Genomic DNA, 18,529 nt, shown 5'->3' with positions numbered 1-18,529 from the left:
CGGCGCAAATGACAATGCCCGCTGGGGCGCCGGGCTTCTTCGGCAAGAGCGAGGATCCCGGCAAGCTGACGCATGCGGTCCGCGTTGTGGCAGAGGGCTTTCCTTGCTTCAGCGCGGAACTGGCCGCGCAAATGGACTCAAGTGCCACGCCCAACCCGCGCGTGACCAATACGAAGGTGGCGAACAGGGATGCTGCGCTGATATCTCGCCGACGTGTCGGTGTCCGACATCGCGTCCAAGTTCTCCCGCAGCCCGAGCACGATTAGCGCGCAAATGCAATCGGCTTTTCGAAACTGGGCATTCGGAGCGATGCTGATCTGTTTGCGTCTCGAAAAAACATGTTTGGACGGGTGTTCTTCAAATTTTACATAATGCTGATGATCATTTTTTGATTGTGTAGTGGCTAGATTGAAATGTCCGCTTTTCGACCCATCGTAAGCTGATCGGCCGCTGGGAATCCAGCGCCGGAGGCTGCGATGGCTGGAACGGATCACGATGACGATGCGCGAGCTGGACAGGTTTAAGGTCATCCAGGACGTCGCGGACCGCAAAAAAGTCATGCTGATTCCATGATGGCCGTGCCGCGGCCATGGGCATCGAATTTGATTCGATAATCCGTGCGATTTTCGGGCATCGCGAAATATTCGCAAAACTCGGTGTTAGGGGTACTCTTGATCTCCGTGCAATTTTCCGGTTAGAGCGATCTGGACTGCATGCGGGGTTGCGCCCCGCCGCCTCTAAATATTTGTTTAAAATCAAATGGTTGCTGTCTGTTTTTCAAGCCAGCGGGCTACAGACATACCATCCAACCAACGAGTAACAAGAAATGAAGGCGCGGAAAAGGGCGTGTGGGTCGCCCGCAAGGTGATGCACCGTCATCGCAACGCTTGTCGGCTCGGTTGCCGACGCGAACGAGGCGAATTTCGTAGCAACAGTCGCCTGGCGCGTCAACGGCATCGTCTCGGTGACGAACCAGTTGCTATTCGACGATCAGCCTTTGTGAGGTGAACGCGGCCACTATCTTCTTGCAACGATATGTTCATGGCGGTCATCAATCGATGCTATGTGAGGATCCACGGCCGACCTCGAATGAGAGGGGGACTCACCCCTGCCGCGACCAACCCCGCGTTGTAATGTGATGAAGCAATTTCCGCCTCCTGCCCACGGTGGAGTATTCGCAACAGTCTCATCATCAAATCGTGTGGGGTTACCCCCCGCTCTAGCAATGTTCGGGCGATCTGCGCAAGGCGTCGCGGGGGAGTGAATACGAGCTAGCGATCACGCTGCTGTCTTGAGCGCAGGCGCCGGCGCGGCGCCCGCCGCGTCATACCCGGCAATCGCAAGCGCGAGCACGGGATTCAGGCTGTCAACCATCGCACTGGGGATCAGGATCGTCGCGCCGCGTTCCTTCGTCGTTTCGTAGATGATGTTCATCGCTCGCAACTGAAGCGCACCTGGATGATTTTCGTAGACCTGCGCCGCTTCGACGAACTTGGTCGCGATCTCGGCCTCCGCCGAGCCGAGGATCACCCGTGCCTGCTTTTCGCGCTCGGCTTGCGCCTGGCGCGACATCGAATCCTGCAGCGCGACTGGGATCGCAACATCGCGGGTCTCGACCGAGCGGACGGTCACGCCCCAATCCACGGTCTTTCTGCCGATCTCGTCGCGCAGGTGCATGTCGGCCGCCTTGCGATCCGACAACAAGGCAGCCAGCATCGATGCCCCGATCATTTCCCGCAGCGAGGTTTGCGCAACGCGGTCGATTGCTTGCCGGTAGTCGGTGATGGCGAGCGCGGCTTTCTGCGCGTCATGGACGTGCCAGAAAATCACGGCGTCGACGTTGACGGGCACGGTGTCCTTGGTCAGCGCTTGTTCGGCGTTGAAGGCGGTGGTTTGAATGCGTTCGTCGATGATCGCGACAACATTGTCCAGGATTGGAATGATCATGAAAAAACCGGCACCCTTGACGCTTTGCAGCTTGCCAATCCGCAGGATCACGAACTTCTCCCAGACGTTGGCGACCCGCACGGACAGTGCGATCAGGACCGCGACGATGAAAAGGGGGGCCGCAAGATACAGGTGGCCCCACGCGCCGATGGCGAATGCCGCGAGGACGAACGCGGCAGATAACACGAGTGTGATGGGATTCATGGTGACGCTCCGTTTCGGTGACGACAACCTGGCGCATGAGCGATGAGGCGCACTGCATCTCGGGTCGTCTTGGGCGTTCTGGCAACAGGGGCAGAAGCCCTGATGCGAGCGTGCGCCCTATCGCCATGCCGATCGGTACGGTGCCGTACCTCGATCGCGCGCGCTGCGCTTGCGTGACCGGATAGCGAAATATCGGGCGATCCGGTGTGTGAACGACGTGCAGCGCACCACGAAACGCTTCCCGGAGACTGTTCTTCAGCGTACCGACTCGACGAGCCTGCGCGATGCACGATGACGTTCGTCACGTTCTTCAGCCGGGAGCGGTTCATGAAATATCCGATCTACATCACGCAGCATGGGCAGCCCCGCTATCGCGGCGCGCTTCCGGATTTCCCCGAGGTCGGTGTGGAGGGCGACTCGTATGGCGAGCTGCAAGCGGCCGCCGAGCAACGGGTCATGGCCCGCTACGACCGCTCCGCGCGTCTCGTTCCGCCACCGACCACGGACATGTCGGTATTGCAGGCGTCGGAAGTTGATGCCGGGGACGGGATCTGGCGGTTCATCGATCTGGACCTGAGCCGGATGACGTCGAGTTCGGTGCGCATCGAGCTGTGCTTGCCAAAGCGCATCGTGCACGACATCGATCGGACGGCGAACGCGCTGCATACGACTCGCGATGCCTTCGTGTCGCTGGCGTGCGAGAACGCAGCCGTCCGATCCGCGCAGCACGGAGCGTTGCGGTGCGAACCCATCGCGAAATCGCTGTCGGAAGCGGCCTGACGGCCCGGGTGTGCCGGGCATGAAGCCGCTGCGGATGGTGCGGCGATGGGGGAGGAAGCGCCTTGAAGATTCACGTTGCGCGTGTGTCGCGACGCCGGACATCGCCATGGAGCAATGCCCGGCCGATTCGCGAGGAGTTCTTCGGCGAGGAGCGACTGGCGCAGCATGCGGGCAGCCTGGCTCGCGCGCAGAAGGTGCTGCCCGGTGTGGCAGCGGGCCCGTCGCTCGCCACGCGGCTGAAGGACAACGCGGATCATCTGCTGAAGGCCTACCGGAACACGGCGGCCGCAGACGCACGCGGCGAAGAAATCACGCCTGCGGCGGAGTGGTTGCTCGACAACTACTATCTTGTCGCGGAACAGGTGCGGCAGATCCGGGATGATCTCTCCCCGCGTTATTACCGGCAACTGCCCAAACTCGGCAACGGCCCGTTCGCCGGTTATCCGCGCGTGTTCGAGATCAACTGGGCCTTCGTCGCCCATACCGACAGCCGTTTCGATCCCGATGCGCTATGTCGTTTCATGCTTGCCTATCAGGCCGTGGAACCGTTGACGATCGGCGAACTGTGGGCGGTGGCGATCACGCTGCGGATCGTGCTGATCGAGAACCTGCGACGGCTCGCGGATCAGATCATCGACGACCGGCGCGCGAGACTCGACGCCGACGCGCTCGCGGATCGCCTGCTCGGCGAGGGCGGCCAGGCGCGGGTCGCGGCGGAGCCGCTCGTCGCCAATTACGAGCAGGCCGTATTGCACGATGCGTTCGCGGTGCAGCTGATTCAGCGGCTGCACGATCCCGATCCGGCCGTCGCGCCGGCACTGGCGTGGCTGCATCGGCACCTGGCGGCGCGCGGCGCGACGCCGGACCAGATTGTCGCGTCCGTCAACCATCAGCAGGGCGCCGCCAGCCTGACCGTGCGCAACGTGATCACCAGCATGCGGCTGATTTCGGAGGTGGACTGGACCGATCTGTTCGAGCGCATCAGCCTGGTCGATCAGGTACTGCGCAGCCACCCAGGCTTCGCGGAGATGGATTTCCCCACGCGCAACCTGTATCGCGACGCGGTTGAAGCGCTGGCCCGCGGCGCACCCGTCAGCGAGCTCGAGATTGCCCGCCGCGTCGTCGCCGATGCGGCGGCGCAGGGTGCAGGCTGCGGGCCGGCCGCCGAGACGGATCCCGGTTACTACCTGCTGGCGAACGGCCGCGCCGCGCTCGAAGCGGAGATCGGCTATCGGCCGCCCGTCGCGTTGTGGCTGCGGCGCCTGACACGCCACGCCGGTCTCGGCGGTTATCTCGGCCGGATCGGGCTGATCGTCGCGCTGCTGCTGGCGGGCATGCTGGCGTGGCTCACGCGTGTCGAACCGCCCGGTCACTGGCTGATCTGGCTCGGCGTCGCCGGCCTGCTACCCGCGCTGGATGCCGCGGTCGCGCTCGTCAATCGCGGCGTGATGCGCGATGTCGGCGCGAAGATCCTGCCCGGCCTCGCATTGCTCGACGGCATTCCGCCGGACCTGCGCACGATGGTCGCCGTGCCGGTGCTGCTGACAACGGAAGCTGTGCTCGGCGAGCAGATCGAGCAACTGGAAATTCATCATCTGGCGAGCCCCAACGGCGCGCTTTACTTCGCTTTGCTCTCCGACTGGATGGACGCGTCCACGCCACACGCCGACAGCGACGACAGGTTGCTGGCATCCGCGACGGAGGGCATCGACCGGTTGAATCGCCTTTATCCGGCTGCGCCGGGCGAAGGCGAGCGCTTCCTGCTGCTGCACCGCAAGCGCGTATGGAACGACGGCGAACGGTGCTGGATGGGCTGGGAGCGCAAGCGCGGCAAGCTGCACGAGCTGAATCGATTGCTGCGCGGCGCATCGGACACGACGTTCATCGCGGCGGCCGGCCGGACGCCGCACGTGCCGCCGGACGTGCGCTACGTGATCACGCTCGATGCCGATACGCGGTTGCTGCGCGATACCGTGCGCCGCCTGGTCGGCAAGATGGCGCATCCGCTCAACCGGCCGGTATTCGATTCGGCGAGCCGGCGCATCGTCGGCGGCTACGGCGTCCTTCAGCCGCGCGTCACGTCCTCGCTCGCGAGCGGCGACGAGGGTTCGCTGTTCCAGCGCGTGTCGTCGAGCGCGCACGGCATCGATCCTTACGTGTCAGCCGTATCGGATGTCTATCAGGATCTGTTCGACGAAGGATCCTATGCGGGCAAGGGCATCTACGACGTCGACGCGTTCGAGGCGGTGCTCGCCGGTCGCGTGCCGGAGAACGCGGTGCTCAGTCACGATCTGTTCGAAGGTATTTTCGCGCGGGCCGGACTGGCGTCGGATATCGAGGTTGTCGAAGCGTCGCCGTCCCGCTACGACGTCGCCGCGAGCCGCCTGCACCGATGGGCGCGCGGCGACTGGCAGCTCCTGCCCTGGTTGCTGTTCGGCCACGAACCGTTGACGGCGGTCGGCCGCTGGAAGATGCTGGACAACCTGCGCCGCACACTCACGGCGCCCGCCATGCTGGTCGCGCTACTGGCCGGATGGATGCTGCCGCTCCCCGTATCGCTCGCCTGGAGCGCCTTCGTGCTGGTGACGATCGCGCTGCCGTTCCTGTTGCCTGTATTGAGCGGGCTGGTGCCGCGCTGGCGGCGCACGCACGTGAAGATGACCACGCGCAGCGTGCTCCATGCATGGTCGATGGAGTTGCGGTTCGCGTTGACGCGGTTCGGCCTGTCGATCGTCATGTTGCCGCAGCAGGCGTGGTCGATGGGCGACGCGATCGCGCGTACGCTGTTTCGTGTGGCGATCAGCCGTCGCCATCTGCTCGAATGGACCACGGCGGCCGCAGCGGGTGCGCGCGACCGGCGGACCCTCGCGCCCACCTATCTGCAAATGCGCGGCGGCGTGACGCTCGCGCTGCTTGTCGCGGCTGCCAGTCTGATGGCGGGCTGGCGCTTCGATCGTCATACGGGCTGGCTGGCCGTGCCGTTCGTACTCGTCTGGCTTGCCGCGCCGGCGATCGCGTATTGGCTGAGCCGCGCACCACGGTCGGCGGGCGAGCTGCCGGTGGCCCCGCACGATGCGCGTCAACTGCGGCGCGACGCGCGCCGGACCTGGCGTTATTTCGAGACGTTCGTGACGGCGGACGATCAGATGCTGCCGCTGGACAATTTCCAGGAGGACCCGAAGCCCGTCGTCGCGCACCGGACTTCGCCCACCAATATAGGGCTGTATCTGTTGTCCGCCGTCAGCGCCCGCGAGTTCGGCTGGCTCGGCACGCTGGACGCGGTGGCGCGGCTGGAGGCGACCCTCGCGACGATGCGGCTGATGTCGCGCCATCGCGGCCATTTCTATAACTGGTACGACACGCGGGATCTGCGGCCCCTCGAGCCGAGGTATGTGTCGTCGGTCGACAGCGGCAATCTCGCCGGCCACCTGATCGCGCTCGGCAACGCTTGCCGCGCGTGGGCGAATCAGCCCGCCGGCGTGGGGCGGCAAGCCGCGTATGAAGGAATCGGCGATACGCTCGCGCTGCTGCGCGGCGCCGTGTGCCGGGAGGGCGACGCGCGGACGGCCCTGCATGGCGAATTCGAGCGGGCCGCGACCGAGCTGGAGGAAACGCTCGCCGCGCAGACCGGGGAGGGCGGCGCACCGGACGGTCGCGCCGCGCCGGAATGGTCCGCGATCACGATCCTCGCCGCGACAGTCGCCGATGTCGCGCGCGCGCTGATGGACGAGGTCGGCCGGGTGCGGGGCGGCGACGTCGACGATGTGCTGTTTTGGGCGCAGGCGCTGGAGCACGCGGTGCAGGGGCATGGTCGCGATGCGACGCGCACGCCGGACGAAGCGGACGTGTTGAACAAGCGTTTGCAGGTGCTGGCCGATACCGCGTTGCAGATGGCCTATGCGATGGAGTTCGGCTTTCTGCTCGACCCGGTGCGCAATCTGCTGTCGATCGGTTACGCGGTGGCCGACGGACGGCTCGATCCGGGCAACTACGATCTGCTGGCATCGGAGGCGCGCCTCGCGAGTTTCGTCGCGATCGCGAAGGGTGATGTCCCGGCGCGGCACTGGTTCCGGCTCGGCCGCCTGGCGACGCCGATCGGGCACGGCGCGGCGCTGATCTCGTGGTCGGGATCGATGTTCGAATACCTGATGCCGTCGCTCGTGATGCGTGCGCCGGACAGCAGCCTGCTCGCGCGCACCAATCACCTGGTGGTGCGTCGCCAGATCGCCTACGGCGACGGGCTGCACCTGCCGTGGGGCATGTCCGAATCGGCGTACAACACGCGCGACATCGAGCTGACCTATCAGTATTCGAGCTTCGGCGTGCCGGAGTTGGGGCTCAAGCGCGATCTCGACCAGAACCTGGTGGTCGCGCCCTATGCGACCGCGCTCGCGGCGATGGTCGCGCCGGACGCCGCCGCGCGCAACTTCGAGCGGCTGCGTGCAGCCGGCGCGTGCGGGCGCTTCGGCTTCTACGAAGCGCTCGACTACACGCCCGCGCGCGTGCCGGAAGGCATGCCAGTTGCGATCGTGCGGGCATTCATGGCGCATCACCAGGGCATGTCGATCGTGTCGATCGCCAATGCGCTGCTGGGCGGGCGCATTCGCGCCTTCTTCCATGGCGAGCCGGCCGTGCGCGCCACCGAGCTGCTGTTGCAAGAACGGGTGCCGGGCCGGGTCGCGGCAGGGCGGCCGCGGATCGACGCGAGCCCCGCCGGCAGGATGCATGGCGTCGACGCCGGCGTTGCACGGCGCCTGCTGTCGGCGGACGATCCCGCGCCCGTCACGCATCTGCTGTCCAACGGCCGCTACGCCGTGATGCTCACGGCCGCAGGCTCCGGCTACAGCCGCCGCGACGATCTGGCCGTCACGCGCTGGCGGGAAGACGCGACGCGCGACGATTGGGGTAGCTATCTGTATCTGCGCGACGCCGAGAGCGGCGAGGTCTGGTCGGCCACGTGGCAACCCACCGGCGTGGTGCCGGACAGCTACGAAGTGACGTTCACCGAAGATCGCGCCGAGTTCGTGCGCCGCGACGGCACCTTGACGACGTCGCTTGAGGTAGTGGTATCCGCCGAGGACGATGCGGAAGTGCGGCGGGTGTCGGTGGCCAATACCGGCTCCCGGCCACGCGTGATCGAATTCACGTCCTACGCGGAAATCGTGCTCGCTCCGCCCGCCGCCGATCATGCCCATCCCGCATTCTCGAAACTGTTCATCGAAACCGAGTACGTGCCTGTGTCCGGCGCGATTCTGGCGACGCGGCGCAAGCGCGCGCCGAACGAGGCGGAAGTTTGGGCCGCGCATCTGGCCGTGACCTCCGGCGAAACCGTCGGCGCGGAAGAATTCGACACCGATCGATTGCGCGTCATCGGACGCGGGCGCAGCGTTCGCCTGCCGCTTGCGCTGACCGAACAGCGTGCGCTGGGCGCTTGCGAAGGCGCGGTACTGGACGCGGCGTTCACGCTGCGGCAGCGGCTGCGCATCGAGCCGGGCGCGAAGGCGAGCATCGTCTATTGGACCATCGTAGCGGATTCGCGCGCGCAGCTGCTCGACCTGGTCGACAAGCATCGCGACGGCGAATCGTTCGCGCGGGCGGCGATGCTCGCGTGGACCCAGGCGCAGGTGCAGCTGCGGCATAGCGCGGTGAGCCTCGACGAGGCCGCGTTGTTCCAGCAACTGGCCGGATACATGCTCTACAGCGATGCGTCGATGCGGCCGGGGTCCGCCGCGCTGCTGCGCCATGCGGCGGCGGTGTCGGCGGCGGGCGGCGTGGGCGCGTCGCCGCTATGGACGCATGGCGTATCGGGCGATCTGCCGATCCTGCTGGTGCGGATCGACGACATCGAGCACATCGCGATGGTGCGGCAGCTGATCCGCGCGCACGAGTACTGGCGGATGAAGCGGCTCGAGGTCGATCTGGTCATCATCAACGAGCGCGCGGCGTCGTACGTGCAGGATTTGCAGGCGGCGCTCGAGGGGCTGGTGCGGACCCGGCAGCCGCCGGACGAAGCCGGGCGCGGCAGTATTTTCGTGCTGCGCGAGGATCTGATGGCGGCGGCGGCGCGCGCGCTGTTTCCGGCGGTCGCGCGCGCCGTGCTCGCCGCGCGCAACGGCCGGCTGGTGGACCAGTTGCGGCGCCTCGCGGGTTCACCGCTGCCCACGCGACCGGATCCCGCGCGCGCGCCGCTGCCGCCGCCCACGATTGCGCCGCCGAAGGGCGCGCAGGCCGGCGCCGGTCTCGAGTACTTCAACGGAATCGGCGGTTTCGCGCGTGGCGGCCGCGAATACGTCGTGATCCTGCAGCCCGGTCAATGCACGCCGATGCCGTGGGTCAACGTCGTCGCGAATCCCTTGTGCGGCTTCCTGACGTCGGCGGAGGGGGGCGGCTATACCTGGGTGACGAACAGCCGCGAGCATCCGCTGACGCCGTGGTCGAACGACCCGGTCACCGATCCGCCGAGCGAAGTGTTCTACATCCGCGACGACGAGACCGGCGTGCGCTGGGGGCCGCAAGCGGCCTCGATCGGCGACGACGCGCCGGGCGCGACCGCTTTCGTGGCGAGTCATGGCCAGGGCTACAGCCGGTTTGCGCATTCCGCCGCCGACGTCGCTGTCGAGTTGTTGCAGTTCGTGCCCCTGGCCGATCCTGTCAAGATTTCCCGCCTGACCTTGCGCAACCTGTCCGACCGGACTCGCCGGCTGTCCGTCGCAACCTATGCGGAGTGGGCGCTGGGTGCGTCGCGCAGCGTCGCGGCGCCGCACACCGCGAGCGAGATCGATCAGCCGACCGGAGCGCTGTTTGCCCGCAACGACTGGAGTCAGGTGTATCGCGGCAGGGTGGCGTTCGCCGATTTATGCGGCCTGCAAACCTCGTGGAGCGCGGACCGGCGCGAGTTCATTGGCCGCAATGGCGTCCTGAGCGATCCCGCCGGTTTTCCGGGCAGGGCCGGCGCGTCGCCGTTGTCGGGCCGCGTCGGCGCTGGGCTCGACCCGTGTGCCGCGTTGCAGACCACGGTCGATCTCGAACCCGGCGGCAGCGTCGAAATCGTCTTGCTGCTCGGCGAAGGTGCCGATGCGGCAACGGCACGACAGTTGATCGCGCATTACCGTCAGGCGGATCTCGACACGATATTCGCCGCCGTGACGGCGTTCTGGGACGAGATGCTCGGCGCCGTTCAGGTCGAAACGCCTGATCGCGCGATGGACCTGATGCTGAACCGCTGGCTGTTGTACCAGACGCTGTCTTGCCGGATCTGGGCGCGTGCGGGCTTCTATCAGGCGAGCGGCGCGTACGGCTTTCGCGACCAGCTGCAGGACGGTATGGCGCTCGCGGCCGTCCGTCCGGCCCTGACGCGCGAGCATTTGCTGCGGGCGGCGGCGCGCCAGTTTCCGGAGGGCGACATGCAGCACTGGTGGCTGCCGGAAAGCGGCAGCGGCGTACGCACGCGAATCTCTGACGATCGCGTCTGGCTCGCCCATGCGGTCGCGCACTACGTCGACGTCAGCGGCGACCGCGCGATTCTCGATGTATCGATTCCGTTCATCGACGGACGACCGCTGGCCGCCGACGAGCAGGACGCGTTCTTCATCCCGCGCATCTCAGAGACGAGCGCGTCGCTGTTCGAGCATTGCGTGCGCGGGCTGGAGTCCTGTCTGGCGCATTTCGGCGAGCATGATCTGCCTCTGATCGGCACGGGCGACTGGAACGACGGCATGAACCGGGTCGGCGAAGCCGGGCGGGGTGAAAGTGTCTGGCTCGGGTGGTTTCTGCATGCGACGCTCACGGCGTTCGCCCCGCTCGCCGCGGCGCGCGGCTCGGCCGACCTGGCGGCGCGCTGGTCGACGCGTGCCGCCGCGTTGCGCGATGCGCTTGCCGATGCGGGATGGGACGGCGCATGGTATCGGCGCGGCTACTTCGACGACGGTACGCCGCTCGGCTCGGCCGGCAACGCCGAATGCTCGATCGACGCGATCGCGCAGTCGTGGAGCGTGCTGTCGCGCGCGGCGGACCCGATGCGCGCCGCGCAGGCAATGGACGCGCTGGAAGCGCAGTTGATCCGCCGCGACGATGGCCTGGCCCTGCTGTTCGCACCGCCGTTCGATCGTTCGTCGGTCGATCCCGGTTATATCAAGGGCTATCCGCCGGGCATCCGGGAGAACGGCGGCCAGTACACGCATGCGGCCACGTGGTCGGTGCTCGCGTTCGCGCAAATGGGCGACGGCGATCGCGCCGCGAATCTGTTCGCGCTGCTCAATCCGGTCAATCGCAGCCGCACGCGCAGCGGGGCGAATCGCTATCGGGTCGAGCCGTACGTGGTCGCGGCCGACGTATATTCCGTCGCGCCGCATGTCGGCCGCGGCGGCTGGACGTGGTACACCGGCTCGGCCGGCTGGCTCTATCGCGCGGGCGTCGAAGGCGTGCTCGGTCTGCGCTGGCATGGCGACATTCTGTCCATTCAACCGTGCATCCCGCTGTCCTGGCCGGGCTTTAGGGCCACGCTGCGTCACGGCGCGTCGCACTACGACATCGTCGTCGAGAATCCGGGCGGCGCCAGCGGCGGCGTGTCCCGCCTCGTGGTCGATGGCGTGCGGCTCGCCGCCGGCGAAGCGGCGGTGCGGCTCGTGGACGACGGTCGCCGCCACAGCGTGGTCGTGACGCTGGGGGCGGCGCAAGCGGTGTTTCAGTGACGCGGCAGATCGGCATCCGCGCCGGTACGTTAGCGGACCGACTGCGCGCGATCGACCGGCCATCATGAACCGATGTCCCGAATTTCATCGAGACGTCAGCGCATGGGCTTCCGTGCGTCGTGCCGGATCGGACGGCGCCGCGGCAACCCAAGGAGATGATCATGAGAAAGCTACATTCCGTGGCAGTCGAGATGGCGATAGTCACCATGACGATTGCCGTGCTGGCAGGTTGCGGTGGGATGTCTCACCGTGGAACGGACACCGTGATCGGGGCGGGTGTCGGCGGCGTCGCCGGCGCGGTACTGACGGGCGGCAGTGCATTGGGCACGGTGGGCGGCGCGGCCGTCGGCGGGGTGGTCGGCAATCAGGTCGGGAAATAGATCGGGCGTTTTCGGAAGACCCGGTACATGGGCAATTGGGACAGCATGGACATCGACTGGCTGAGAAACGTGTTCGGCAGGCATCCGTGTTATGTCGATGGCGGGACGCAGCCCAGGCAGTACCTACTTTTGCGACAGCAGCCGGTCGCTTTCCTTCTTGACTACCATGTAGCATTCGCACACGCGCCGCTCGAGGGCGCTGCGATCGACGACTTCAATCAATCCGCGCGAATAACGGATGATGCCTTCTTCCTGAAGCCGTTTTGCGGTTTCCGTCACACTGGCTCTGCGCACGCCGAGCATGTCGGCAATCAGTTCCTGCGTCATCCGCACGTTGCGCGAATCCAGCCGGTCAAGGCTCAGCAGCAGCCAACGGCAGAATTGCTGCGCGATCGAGTGATGGCGATTGCACACGGCCGTCTGCGCCATCTGGGTGATGAGCGCCTGCGTGTAGCGCAGAAACACGCGCTGCAATGCACCGCCGCGCGCGAATTCCTCTTTCACGATCTGTCCGCTCAGGCGGAACGCTTCGCCCGCGCTCTGGACGATGGCCCGGTTCGGCATCGTCTCACCGCCCATGAACAGCGCGACGCCAAGCAGCCCGTCGCGTCCGACCACGGCAATTTCCGCGGACGAACCGTTTTCCATCACGTACAGCATCGAAATGATCGCAGTCGTCGGCAGGTAGACGTGGCTCAGGTGATCGCCCGGTTCATACACTACATGCCCGAGCGGCAGCGCGACCCACGACAGATGGGGCTCGATGCGCTTGCGCTCGTCCATGGGCAATTCGCCGAGAAGATTGTTCGCTACTACGGGCGAGTCGGCCGCGTCGTCCCGCTCTGCGGGCACGACGCCTACTCCCGATCGGATTCGGTCGATGCGCGCAAGAAGCTTTGCATGCTGTGCTGCCTGTGTTTCCCGGTTTTTCTCGGGCAGCAAGCTCGACAGCGACGTACGCAACGTGTCGTGACCCAGTGCATCGAGGATCTTGATCTTGGTCAGGATGCCGAGATCGCTTTTGCCGGTGCGCCATGCCGAGATTTGCGCGCGCGTAAGCCCAAGGCTGTCGGCCAGTTGCGCATCGCTGCCGAACTGCCCCTCGCGCTTCAGTTCGTCGAACAGCTTGCTCCAATCAAATCGCATCGATCGATAGTTAAGTTTGGTGTCAAATTGATTTGACACCACGCCTGGTCGATGAAAAAATACGATGAGCGTTGGTATGTCAAATCCTAGAGACACTTATAGCATAGGCGCCTTCCGTCGTGAAACAGCGTCCGTGCTTCGGGCATTCACGCCGCGCTCGTGCGTTTCACGAGATCCGCATGAGTGATCGCCCGTCTTACATCCGTCTTCCTCCTTCGTTGTCCGACAGTGTTCTCGTCGTTGTGCCACCTTCCGTGGGCGATGACGAATTTGCCGCTCACCAGATCGAATTCATCCAGCGCGTTTTCAGTTATAGCGCTTATCTGCGCGAGCATGCGCGTGAGACGCCCGTCTCCGATTCCTTCCTCATTGCATTCGTTAGCCTGCTCGAGGCGATCGATGCAAATGCCCCCGAGGATGCTCGCCGATGCGCGCGGCAACTGCAGCAAATTCTCCGGATGCTCGTCGATGAGCCCGACGGCAGCCCACCTGAACCGGCTGCACCGCCCGCAATCTGTTGACCGGCTATTCCACGCCGCGCGGCCGCGTGCTGCGCTCGGCGGCAAATCCCGGGCACGGTAGCGGACAGAAGAATTGTTCGCACGATACTAGACTGCTCAAGCACTCAGACGGATCGATCGGCATACCGATTGATGATGATTAAGCCATCCATCGAAGGGTGGCTAAGCGATTGCTGGGGGAGCGGCGACATGAATATCGAAGCACTGGCTGCCCGACTGGCGCAGACGTTCGGTCCGCAGAGTCTGGCCGGACTGGCGCTCGCCGAATTGAAGCGCTGTCGGGCGAATGGCGAGCGTGCGGCCCTCATTCTGGAAAAGGGCACATTTGCCGTTGTGCACGACAGACTCAATCCCGACGATTTGCCCACTACCGTCAGGAAGCCAGCATTCGATTGCAGGGATCGCGTGGATGGCGGTAGCGGCAGACGCCTGCGATACCTCGCGCATTCGAACGGTTACGTCATCGTGTGCTGGACCGAGGGCACGCCTTTCGTTGTAAACGAACGGCACTGGCTTGTGATGAGGGTCTGCTCGCATCGCCATCGGATGTCGCCGGCGTGATCCCCGACCAGGCCGTGCTGCCGCTAGTCGCCACGAAAAGCCGCATCCTCGCCGGCGCGAGCCTCGCGACGTTCGACGCGGAAATCGTGGCGGGGCTTTCGATCGAGACCGTCCGCCTGTGGGCGTCGCTTCCCCGCATGCAGATCGCCGTCCGGAATGACTCCGGGGTTCCCTATCGCATGATCGCCGTCGAATCGATGCGCCAGTGGCACTGCTTGATCCAGTGGTTCCAGGATAACCGGTTCGCGGATGAACTTTCCGGCCGTTGCTTTTCCAGAAACAAATTCGACGCCATCTTCCGCAAGTTAGTGTGACCGGCGCGTCTAGCGGGCAGGGCATCCGTACGATGCCGCCTTCAATCGAACTTGAAAAGGCAATCTTTCTCGATCACTTTACCGCCCTTCATCAAGATGCTTCGCGGAAAATCGTGGAGGGCTTGAGGGCGATTGCGTAATCTGACGCCTGACCTTAAAGGGAGCGGGAAAGATAATTACTCGACCCTAGGCACTTCAGGCGCCGGGTTGCTGGGCGAGTTATTGGTTAAAGCGTGGGGAATGGCCGATCCGATTGGCCGGTGAGTGCTGTGGGTTGGGGGGGATGGATGGCTCGCGCGACACGTTTCGAACCTGCATCGAACAGTTGCCTGAAGGCATCGCCGCGCGCATCGAAACGGTCACCATCGACATGACTACGGCCTATGAGTTGGGGATCAAGGCACAGTGCCCGCAAGCAGAAATCATCATTGATCTGTATCGCGTCGCGGCAAAGTTCTACCGCAAGCCGGCCTGGGCGAAAAAGGCTTGGGAGGCAATGATTCGAACAGGCTCGGGAAAGCGGGATGGCCGCCCTGCAAAAGTTCGCCGGACGTTTGCAGGGCTACTGGCATGGAATCGTGACCCGAACGGAACAGCGCGGATCAAGGCCATTGCCGAATTCTTGATCCGCCTGTGCCAGTAGGCCCAATGCCGGAACGTCGGCGACGTAGCCTGCGGGACGCGCGCACGACAACGCGGAGCGCGAATGTCATGCTCCGCCTGTGTCGGGAGCAACGCCGTATCATGATCACAGTGCGTGCTCAATTCGGCGGATAGGCCATGCCCCAGCGCTTTCTCGAATCGGCGATCCGTTGCTTCGCGGTCCGCAATCGTTCTTGCTCGGTCGGGCACGTATGCGTCGGCACTTCGGGCGCGGCGGGCATACCGTCGTCGGTTGCATTGTCCTGCTCCTATTTACGGCGTTGCTGCCCGACAGCGTCGTCTTTCTGCTTGCGGTCGTTCATCTGCCTGCTCCCGTGAATTCGCCTTGCGCGGGCGTATCGGCATCGACGACGCACGCGTGTCGAATACAGGATGACCGGGCCGGACGAAGAAGTCGGTACGATGCCGCGCAGTGTCGGCCAGCGCCGTTGCTGACGGATTCCTAGAGCCGCTTCAGGTCAGGAAGCAGGCGATCGAATTCGCGTTTGACCACGCTGTAGCATTCGCACACACGCTTTTCGAGCCCGGGTCGGTCCAGCACCTCGATATGGCCGTAGTTGTAGCGGATGAGGCCAGCGTCCTGCAGTTTCAATGCCGCTTCCGTCACGCCCGACCTGCGCACGCCCAGCATGTTGGCGATCAGCTCCTGCGTCATGCGCAACTGGTTCGATGGCAGACGGTCGAGGCTGAGCAGCAGCCAGCGACACAGCTGCTGATCGATCGAGTGATGACGGTTGCATACCGCGGTCTGCGCCATCTGCGTGATGAGCGCCTGCGTATAGCGCAACAACAGACGCTGCATCGAGTTGCCGCGCCGGAATTCTTCTTTCAGGACGCTCGCGTCGAGCCGGTAGGCCTGCCCAGCGCTTTGCACGACGGCGCGACTCGGCGTCGTTTCACCACCCATGAACAGCGACACGCCGATCATGCCCTCATGCCCGACGATCGCGATTTCCGCAGACGAGCCATCCTCCATCACGTACAGCAGCGACACGATCGTCGTGGTCGGAAAATAGACGTGATGAAGCTGGCCGCCCGATTCGTACAGCACTTTCCCGAGCGGCATGTCGACGATCGTCAGGTTCGGGATGATGCGTGCAAGCTCGTTCTCCGGCAGTGCGGCAAGCAGGTGATTTTCAGTGATGGGGGGGATGTCTGGCATGCGTGGTTCCTAGGCTCGCATCTGGCGCGATGGCGTTGTCTGGTCGCTTCGAGCGCAGCGGGGAGTGAGCGGGATTCACTATCGTATCTCGTCGTTCGCAGCTTGACGGTACGGTAGCTGAAAATAAGCCCGATTTCCGGACGAGCCAGGGACGGCCGTGATCGGCAAGGCTCAGGGAGCTGTTCGTCGCGCGATGTCGACTACAAGGAAGTCAGGTCAACGCCGGCTTTGGCGCCGGGCGCGGTGCAAGCGGCGCTTCCGTGAGACGGTCGGCCGGCATCCAGTCCGGTACGTTAGCGGACGGACTTCGCGCGATTTACCCCCCATCGTGATTCGACGTCTCGAATTTCATCGGGACGTCAGCCCAGGGGGTTCCGCGCGCCGTGCGGGATCGGACAGCGTAGCGGCGACCCGAGGAGATGATCATGAGAAAGCTACATTCCGTGCCGGTCGGGACGGCGATAGTCACCATAACGATGATCGTACTGGCGGGTTGCGGCGACATGTCCCACCGCGGAACGGATACCGTGATCGGGGCGGGTGTCGGCGGCGTCGCCGGTGCGGTCCTGACGGGCGGCAGTGCGTTGGGCACCGTTGGCGGTGCCGCCGTCGGAAGGGTTGTCGGCAATCAGGTCGGGAAATAGGAGGCTCGTCGAAGGGCAGGGAATCGGCACGCGCACGCGTCGTCACGGCGAAGCGTGCGCGGATACCAGTGTGGCGCGGAGTGCGAACGGAATGTCGGCATTTCTTCTGAACGGCGAACTGAGGCTGTCCTGGTTGCAGCTTGCGTGGGTCGTGTTCGTGCTCACGCATGTCACCATCATCAGCGTGACCGTGTACCTGCACCGCTGCCAGGCGCACCGGGCGCTGGATCTGCACCCGTGCATCAGTCACTTCTTCCGGTTCTGGCTGTGGTTGACGACCGGCATGCTGACCTCGCAATGGGTCGCGGTGCATCGCAAGCATCACGCGCGGAGCGAGACCCCGGACGATCCGCATAGCCCGCGAACCCGCGGCCTCGCGACCGTGCTGCTGCGCGGCGCGGAACTGTACCGTGCGGAAGTGCGGAACGAGGAAACGGCGCGCAGATACGGATCGGGGACGCCGGACGACTGGCTCGAACGCCACGTCTATGCCCGCTATCCGAATCTCGGCGTCGGGCTGCTGGTCGTGATCGACGTCGGGCTGTTCGGGTTGCCCGGCGTGGCGGCGTGGGCGATCCAGATGATATGGATTCCGTTCTGGGCCGGTGGCGTGATCAATGGCTTAGGCCATTTCAGCGGCTATCGGAATTTCGCGACACCCGATGCGAGTACCAACCTTTTCCCGCTGGGCATCCTGATCGGCGGCGAAGAGCTGCACAACAATCATCACGCGTACGTGACGTCCGCCAGGCTGTCGAATCGCTGGTTCGAGTTCGATATCGGCTGGGCGTACATCCGCCTGCTGGCGGCATTGCGGCTGGCGACCGTTCGGCGAGTCGCAACGCAGCCGCGCCTGCTCCCGGTCAAGGCAGTCGCCGACGACGCGACGCTGCAAGCGGTCATCCGCAACCGGCATGCGGTGATGGCCGCCTTTGCGCGCACGCTCGAGTCCGCCTGCCGGCGGGAACTGCGCCGCGTCGAGGACATGAGTCGAGACGACAAGCGCGCGTTCGCGCTCGGCATGAAACACTGGCTGCGCCAGGCCTGGGGCCATCGGAACAAGCCCGACCTGCGCGTGCTGACGAGCCCCAATGCCAACCGGCGAATACGCGTGTATGTGGATATGTACGACGCGTTGCTCGAGCTATGGACGTGGCCACACGCGTCGCACGAGCAATTGCTGGCTCAGTTACAGGATTGGTGCCGCTGCGCGGAGCAGAGCGGCATCGACGCGATCGCCGAATTCTCGATACACCTGCGCCGGTATGCGTGATCCCGGGCCGCCCGCGACCTGCGGTGCGGGACCGGTGTGCCACGGCGCGTGGCGCATCCGTCGCTCATCTCGCCCGATTGTCGGGGCGCAAATAACGCCACTTGCTCGCATTGGAGTTGATGCCGGCATCCTGACGGATGCGCTTTTCGGCGCGTTCGACATCGGCACGCGCGAGATCGTCCCGCTGTTTTTTCCGGGTCGCGTCATCGCGCCGGTCGATCGATGTGCTTGAGTAATATTTCAT

At 64.8% G+C, this 18,529-nt stretch carries 13 protein-coding genes and 1 pseudogene; 9 read left to right on the top strand and 5 right to left on the bottom strand.

Features of this window, described 5'->3' with window-relative positions; genetic code table 11:
* Window positions 1-137: 137 nt before the first annotated feature.
* Together APZ15_RS42580 and APZ15_RS35780 are read right to left on the bottom strand one after the other, a co-directional pair.
* On the bottom strand, window positions 138-530 hold the full coding sequence (locus APZ15_RS42580) for a hypothetical protein (protein ID WP_155253154.1): 393 nt from the start codon (window positions 528-530) through the stop codon (window positions 138-140).
* A gap of 748 nt (window positions 531-1,278) precedes the next feature.
* A complete protein-coding gene (locus APZ15_RS35780; protein ID WP_027792660.1) occupies window positions 1,279-2,151 on the bottom strand; it encodes a slipin family protein in 873 nt (290 codons plus the stop codon).
* Window positions 2,152-2,478: 327 nt separating this feature from the next.
* Here APZ15_RS35780 and APZ15_RS35775 point away from each other — a divergent pair, with 327 nt between their 5' ends.
* From APZ15_RS35775 to APZ15_RS35765, 3 genes are all read left to right on the top strand, one after another.
* On the top strand, window positions 2,479-2,931 hold the full coding sequence (locus APZ15_RS35775; protein ID WP_027792661.1) for a type II toxin-antitoxin system HicB family antitoxin: 453 nt from the start codon (window positions 2,479-2,481) through the stop codon (window positions 2,929-2,931).
* 62 nt (window positions 2,932-2,993) lie between these two features.
* Window positions 2,994-11,621, top strand: coding sequence for a glycoside hydrolase family 94 protein (locus tag APZ15_RS35770; protein ID WP_027792662.1), 8,628 nt, complete (start codon window positions 2,994-2,996; stop codon window positions 11,619-11,621).
* Window positions 11,622-11,782: 161 nt separating this feature from the next.
* Entirely contained in the window at window positions 11,783-12,001 is a 219-nt protein-coding gene (locus APZ15_RS35765) for a glycine zipper 2TM domain-containing protein (RefSeq protein WP_027792663.1), read from the top strand.
* Window positions 12,002-12,124: 123 nt separating this feature from the next.
* Here the strand turns inward: APZ15_RS35765 and APZ15_RS42045 are convergent, their stop codons facing one another.
* Window positions 12,125-13,186, bottom strand: a complete 1,062-nt coding sequence (locus APZ15_RS42045) for a helix-turn-helix domain-containing protein (RefSeq protein ID WP_226153370.1) — start codon at window positions 13,184-13,186, stop codon at window positions 12,125-12,127.
* Between the two features lie 140 nt (window positions 13,187-13,326).
* Between APZ15_RS42045 and APZ15_RS41530 the strand changes: the two genes are divergently transcribed.
* The 4 genes and pseudogenes from APZ15_RS41530 to APZ15_RS35740 all read left to right on the top strand — a co-directional run.
* The gene (locus APZ15_RS41530; protein ID WP_155253155.1) at window positions 13,327-13,668 is read left to right on the top strand and encodes a hypothetical protein; all 342 of its coding nucleotides are present in this window, start codon (window positions 13,327-13,329) and stop codon (window positions 13,666-13,668) included.
* Between the two features lie 189 nt (window positions 13,669-13,857).
* A complete protein-coding gene (locus APZ15_RS41955) occupies window positions 13,858-14,229 on the top strand; it encodes a hypothetical protein (RefSeq protein ID WP_127479540.1) in 372 nt (123 codons plus the stop codon).
* A complete protein-coding gene (locus APZ15_RS35745) occupies window positions 14,226-14,543 on the top strand; it encodes a hypothetical protein (protein WP_226153369.1) in 318 nt (105 codons plus the stop codon). The genes APZ15_RS41955 and APZ15_RS35745 overlap by 4 nt, the downstream gene beginning before the upstream one ends.
* A 240-nt stretch (window positions 14,544-14,783) precedes the next feature.
* Window positions 14,784-15,130 (top strand): annotated as a pseudogene (locus APZ15_RS35740) (transposase); the annotation flags it as partial.
* A gap of 518 nt (window positions 15,131-15,648) precedes the next feature.
* Here the strand turns inward: APZ15_RS35740 and APZ15_RS35735 are convergent.
* Entirely contained in the window at window positions 15,649-16,368 is a 720-nt protein-coding gene (locus tag APZ15_RS35735) for a Crp/Fnr family transcriptional regulator (RefSeq protein WP_011548853.1), read from the bottom strand.
* Between the two features lie 419 nt (window positions 16,369-16,787).
* Between APZ15_RS35735 and APZ15_RS35730 the strand changes: the two genes are divergently transcribed.
* Window positions 16,788-17,012, top strand: coding sequence for a glycine zipper 2TM domain-containing protein (locus APZ15_RS35730; protein ID WP_172535139.1), 225 nt, complete (start codon window positions 16,788-16,790; stop codon window positions 17,010-17,012).
* 91 nt (window positions 17,013-17,103) lie between these two features.
* Complete coding sequence (locus APZ15_RS35725) at window positions 17,104-18,285, top strand: DesA family fatty acid desaturase (RefSeq protein ID WP_027792669.1); 1,182 nt, start codon at window positions 17,104-17,106, stop codon at window positions 18,283-18,285.
* Between the two features lie 64 nt (window positions 18,286-18,349).
* On the opposite strand, the gene APZ15_RS35720 is transcribed toward APZ15_RS35725, so the two are convergent.
* Entirely contained in the window at window positions 18,350-18,529 is a 180-nt protein-coding gene (locus tag APZ15_RS35720; RefSeq protein WP_006413543.1) for a hypothetical protein, read from the bottom strand.

Origin of the sequence: Burkholderia cepacia ATCC 25416, from assembly GCF_001411495.1 — a bacterium.
Classification (GTDB): Bacteria; Pseudomonadota; Gammaproteobacteria; order Burkholderiales; family Burkholderiaceae; genus Burkholderia; species Burkholderia cepacia.
This window is presented reverse-complemented; position numbering and strand designations above follow the sequence as displayed.